At 47.9% G+C, this 2790-nt stretch carries 3 protein-coding genes and 1 other RNA gene; 1 reads left to right on the top strand and 3 read right to left on the bottom strand.

What is annotated here, in order from left to right; all coding sequences use genetic code 11:
- Both rnpB and IT291_11350 read right to left on the bottom strand, forming a co-directional pair.
- An RNA gene (rnpB, locus tag IT291_11355) (RNase P RNA component class A) lies at positions 1–408 on the bottom strand; the annotation flags it as partial.
- Positions 409–490: 82 nt separating this feature from the next.
- A complete protein-coding gene (locus tag IT291_11350; GenBank protein MCC6221825.1) occupies positions 491–1762 on the bottom strand; it encodes an acetyl-CoA C-acyltransferase in 1272 nt (423 codons plus the stop codon).
- A gap of 82 nt (positions 1763–1844) precedes the next feature.
- On the opposite strand from IT291_11350, the gene IT291_11345 reads away from it, so the two are divergent.
- On the top strand, positions 1845–2375 hold the full coding sequence (locus IT291_11345; GenBank protein MCC6221824.1) for an adenylyltransferase/cytidyltransferase family protein: 531 nt from the start codon (positions 1845–1847) through the stop codon (positions 2373–2375).
- Between the two features lie 57 nt (positions 2376–2432).
- Here the strand turns inward: IT291_11345 and IT291_11340 are convergent.
- On the bottom strand, positions 2433–2790 hold a 358-nt coding region (locus IT291_11340), incomplete at its 5' end, for a hypothetical protein (GenBank protein MCC6221823.1).

Below are 2790 nucleotides of genomic sequence, written 5' to 3'. Positions count from 1 at the left end.
GTCTAAGCACGATCATTCCTCTAAGCGACGGAACCCGAAAATTCTCATAGCGAGCAGCTACGAGCAGCCCGACAAAAGCACTGCCCTGAAGCAGTCCCTCGCAGAGCGTGCTGATGTTCCTATTTTGTCTTGCACTTGCTGAGGTTTACCAAGCCGCTAGAGTTACCTCTAACGCTGGTGGGCTCTTACCCCACCGTTTCACCCTTACTATTCCAAGATACTACCTAAGTAGCCTAGAACGAAGCCAACGAATTGGCGACTTCTAGCTCTCTTGAAAAGCGGTTTATTTTCTGTGGCACTATCTTTGGGTCGCCCCAAGCTGCCGTTAGCAGCCAACATGCTCTATAGTGTCCCGACTTTCCTCAGTAGCGCAAAAAAATGCGCTACCGCGATCGCGCGCCAATCTCTAACCTACAAATATTCTCGCAGCTTGCGAAAAAATTGTCCAGCAAATTAGCGCGCTATATCCTTTTTGCAGCGTCGTCGTGTCTCAGTCCCTTACTAGCGTCATAGACGCCGCCATAGCGCCCGCCGCACAGACGCTTATTAAGCCTCGCCTCGCACACCGCCGCTTAAGCTCGTTAGCCAGGGTTGTCACCATGCGCCCGCCGGTAGCGGCAAATGGGTGCCCTATGGCGATAGAGCCGCCCAAGACGTTAAGTTTGGTCCTATCGAGCGGCCCCACCCGTAGCTTAGAGGCGCTATTCCCAGGCTCCGAACTCCATCCCTCTTCCCAAGCCTTAATATTAGCAGCCACTTGCGCGCCAAACGCTTCATGTATCTCGATTAAATCAAAATCGCTAAACGTTAAGCTATTTCTAGCAAGCAATTTAGGAACAGCTACTGCCGGAGCCATAAGCAAGCCCAATGCCGGATCTATTGCAGCATACTGATAGTCAGAAATAAATGCCAGAATCTCTCGGCCATCTTTTTTTGCCATCTCTTCGCTCATCAAGACGACGGCCGAAGCGCCGTCCGTAAGTGCGCTAGCGTTTCCTGCGGTAATAGTGCCTTGTGAAGAGCGGTCAAAGACGGGTTTTAAGGCGGCAAGTTTTTCGAGTGAGGTATCCGCGCGAATTAGTAAATCTCTCTCCACTCCTCCTAGCGGCTCAATTTCAGCCGTTAACCTATTATCTTCTGTGGCAGCAAAGGCATTTTTGTGACTTGCGAGCGCTATCTCGTCTTGCACATTCCTAGGGATACCCATCTCCTTAGCGGTTATCTCCATGTGCTGGCCCATCGTTAAACCTGTTGATGGTTCGGTCACTGCTGGAGGACGAGGCATTAGGTGTCGAGGACGCAGTTTACAAACTAATTTTGCGCGCTCGATTGGGGCACGCGTGCGAAATAGTTCCAAAAAAATCTTAGACGCCTGCTTGCCAAATGTCAGGCTGGGGTTCGTCATAGACTCGCTTCCTCCGGCGATGGCGCAAGTACTGAGCCCTAAGCGAATTCGTTCGGCAGCGGAAGTTATCGCTACTAAACCGGAGATACAGTTATTTGAGACTGAATGGGCATAAATATTTTTTTTAAGTCCCGCCTCAAACAAAATCTCGCGTGCCCAGTTGGGAGTTGTTGGATCCAAGAGAACCGAGCTAAAGATAAACTCATCTATTGTGTCTTGCTTAAGATCAAACCTCTTGACTACTGACTTTAAGACATGGGCTCCTAGATTTTGAAACGAATAATCCTTAAATGCCCCACCAGCCTTGACAAATGGCGTTCTAATGCCTCCTATAATAGCCACTCTATGCATACTCATATCATTCTCCCACAAAGACGCGCGTTTATCATTCCTACTCTTGCCAGTAGGGCAGCTTCTTGGCAAGGGCAACTTTTAGTTTATGATTAAGGAACAGTTTCCAAAACATAAAGGCGATTACGCAGTTTTTGGTGGCACTTTCGACCCCATCCACCAAGGTCATGTGGCGGTTATTAGAAAACTCCTAGAAAACTACGACCTCGTAATCCTTGCGATTACTTCTAAAAACCCCTGGAAATCCTTAGTGCCGGCTCCTATGTCTCACAGGGTTAAGATGATAGAGCTAGTTTTAGCCGCAGAGAAATTGCCAGTCTTTCACGACAATAGTCGACGAGGCATTTGGGTATGCACGAGAGATTACGTTTATGTTGAGGATTTAGTGAAGAAACTGCGAAAGCATTTACCTGGAAAAATTCATTGGGCTGTCGGTCAAAAGGATGCTGAGGATGTAAAAAAGTGGCGAAACATCGATGCGCTATCGCTTGACATAATCTGCATAGAAACAGGCATACCCGTAGACTCGACCCAAGTGCGCCTCAGCAAACACAGCTCATATCCCTCTGTTGAGTCTTACATAAGGGAACACTGTCTTTATGACAACCCGCAAAACTAATGCAATCTTTTAAGCTCCTCCCTCTCCGTCAAAAAAACTCGTTTAACCCTAGCATCCTTACTGCACAACCTTTAACCCCCCTGGCGCAGCAGGAGGTTTGGAATCAATAATCGTTCCCGGCGGTGGGAGTCTCCAGGTGCCGGCAGAGCTTGCAGCATATACATAGCGCGTATGTGGATTAACAGATATGGAATCAACGTTTAAGGGGCTTAAATTCCCTGAAACATCCTCGAAGGTATTACCCCCATCCATAGAACGAAACACAGATTGAGGGGCATTAATAAATGAACGGTTGATGCCAACATATACTACGTCCGGATTCTTCGGATCGACCTCAACAGTTCTGGCGCCAATATTAACTAAGCCATTAGCGGCATTTTTTAAAGTAATGGTGCTGCCGTTTATAACATAAAGC

It is taken from the genome of Deltaproteobacteria bacterium, from assembly GCA_020845775.1.
In the GTDB taxonomy this organism is placed as follows: domain Bacteria; phylum Bdellovibrionota_C; class UBA2361; order SZUA-149; family JADLFC01; genus JADLFC01.
Note: the sequence above shows the minus strand (reverse complement) of the source record. Positions and strands in the feature narration are given on the sequence as shown.

Coding starts and splice junctions, on each gene's coding strand:
- IT291_11350 (MCC6221825.1), bottom strand. CDS start 1,762: ATGAGTATGCATAGAGTGGCTATTATAGGAGGCATTAGAACGCCATTT.
- IT291_11345 (MCC6221824.1), top strand. CDS start 1,845: ATGATTAAGGAACAGTTTCCAAAACATAAAGGCGATTACGCAGTTTTT.